At 41.1% G+C, this 1,942-nt stretch carries 2 protein-coding genes; both read right to left on the bottom strand.

The features are described from left to right. On the bottom strand, nt 1-1,141 hold a 1,141-nt coding region (locus tag P9B04_RS10895; RefSeq protein WP_342055016.1), incomplete at its 3' end, for an energy transducer TonB. A gap of 207 nt (nt 1,142-1,348) precedes the next feature. Then, nucleotides 1,349-1,624, bottom strand: a complete 276-nt coding sequence (locus P9B04_RS10890; RefSeq protein WP_342055015.1) for a hypothetical protein — start codon at nt 1,622-1,624, stop codon at nt 1,349-1,351. Between the last annotated feature and the right edge of the window lie 318 nt (nt 1,625-1,942).

The raw sequence follows: 1,942 nt of genomic DNA, 5'->3' as shown, positions 1-1,942 counted from the left end.
GGGATTCGGCTTCAGGAGCAGGAGAGGGGGGATTTTTTTGAGGTTGAGTGTTGGTTTCTCCCTCAGCAACACTAGTTCCACAGATTTTTGAGTCGTAGCGAAAACGAACCTGCACTCTTGTAGACTGAGGAAAACTGCGGGATTTTACCTCTTGAAAAGCTTGATTATCTAATAAACCATAACCAGAACTGAGAGTACGAAACGGAGGTTTAGTTAATTGTCCATCACTGTTAACTAGAACATTGTAAACAGAGGTTCCCTCTAATTTTAAATTACAAGCGGATTTTGGATAAGTTCCTCTAAGCCTTAGAATTTGACTAGGTTTTAGTTGAACTCCTGTTTGACGTTGCCATTCAGCATCTTTTAGATTTCCTTCTCTTCTTGTGGTTCCTCGAGGATTGTAGGTTAAATTATTGACCGCTTTTTCTGTGTCTTCTAGAAGTCTTCTAGCAATCTGATCCTGCCGGCTGATGGTAGTGTTGAGATTGCGGGGTAATCTAGGATTGTTTGCCAAAGGGTTAACATTACTAGGCCTTTGGAACAATGGATGGTCGGGTTTATTTGGGTTTGGGTCTCCAAAACCAATATCCTGACGAGAATTGGGAGTTGCAGAATTTTCTGAATTGGGAATTGGGGGAGTTTTGGGAGTAGGGTTTTTGAGTTCAGGAAAAGGAGGGGGTGTAGGAAGGGATCTGGGAACGGGTGGGGGACTGGGGGTAAAAGAACGTCTTGGAGGTAGGGCAATGGGAATCCTACTATAGTTATTGTAGGAATTGAGGGGAGGTAAGGGGGGTAAAGCAGGAGGAGCAGGTAAGTTACTGAAAGTATTGGGTAGAGAAGATTGTAAAGATGGAGAATCTAGCATTGGTAGATCCCCTAAGCTTGAGTTAGGGAAATCTGGTATGGTAGATAAGCCAGAATTCGGGTTAGGTAGGCGATTTTGCTCGCTAGGGTTTAACTCAATTAGGGGAACATTGATGGGGCTTGAGTCTGAGACTTCGGGTTCCGAGGCAGGTAAATTGCTGAGGTAGGGAACCACTAAAAATAAAGCTAGGCCATGAAGCCCGACAGAAATAAAAGTAGAAATAAAATTAGAATTAAAGATGCTAAGGGGTGCGCTTTTAAAATAAGAGGAAGCCATAGTGATTATGGGTAGGTTTCTATAACTTGATTGCTATTTTGTATATTTATAGCAAAAGTTGGGTCACAATGACATTTATTATTGCTTTTAGCCGTTTGGTAAACTTACTTGAGCCTATCTAAAATGTTAAATCGGAAAAGGTGAGAATGCGTCCTAGGTTAAACCCAAAAACATATTCTCACCCAAGATGTCGAGTAAATTTTTGATTTAATCGATTTTTTCTAGTTGCCAGAGAATTTGATTTCCTTCTCGGCGAACCCTTGAAACAACCCAGTTACGCCAAGACCAATGATCACCACGACTGGTGACAGCACTAGCATTGATGTCCATTAAGTCGGCTAATTCCGAGCTAGTAATCAAGTAACCTTGACTAGCGATTTCATCAGCAACACGTAAAGTTTCAATGAGGTTTTGAATTTCAGTCACTCTCTCTTCGCGGGAGAGATCGAATTCTTCAATTGTATTGACAGATGAGTCAATCATAATAGTATCAACTTAAAATTGCAAAAGGGTGGTCTTGAGTAAACAACAAGAGAAGTTGCTAAGATTTGATGAATCTTGCTACTGTTTATGATAGCGACTTTTACATAAAATATCAGTGAGGACAAAGTTTTTTTCTCAAGAATGATTGGCTTATATTTTTTCTTTAAAATTTTCCCGATTCAAAGTTTGGCTCAATTGAATGTGTTACAGGATACCGCAAACAAAGCCCACGTAGTTCACTCGTGGGATGTAGTTTGCCCGTCTTTAGCTCACCGCCGAGAAGCCCCGCGCTGTAACGAAGTTCAGCGTCGGGATGAT

Origin of the sequence: Crocosphaera sp. Alani8, from assembly GCF_038442745.1 — a bacterium.
In the GTDB taxonomy this organism is placed as follows: domain Bacteria; phylum Cyanobacteriota; class Cyanobacteriia; order Cyanobacteriales; family Microcystaceae; genus Crocosphaera.
The sequence above is the reverse complement of the archived record's forward strand: the minus strand, read 5'-3'. Positions and strand labels throughout refer to the sequence as shown.

Coding starts and splice junctions, on each gene's coding strand:
- P9B04_RS10890 (WP_342055015.1), bottom strand. CDS start 1,624: ATGATTGACTCATCTGTCAATACAATTGAAGAATTCGATCTCTCCCGC.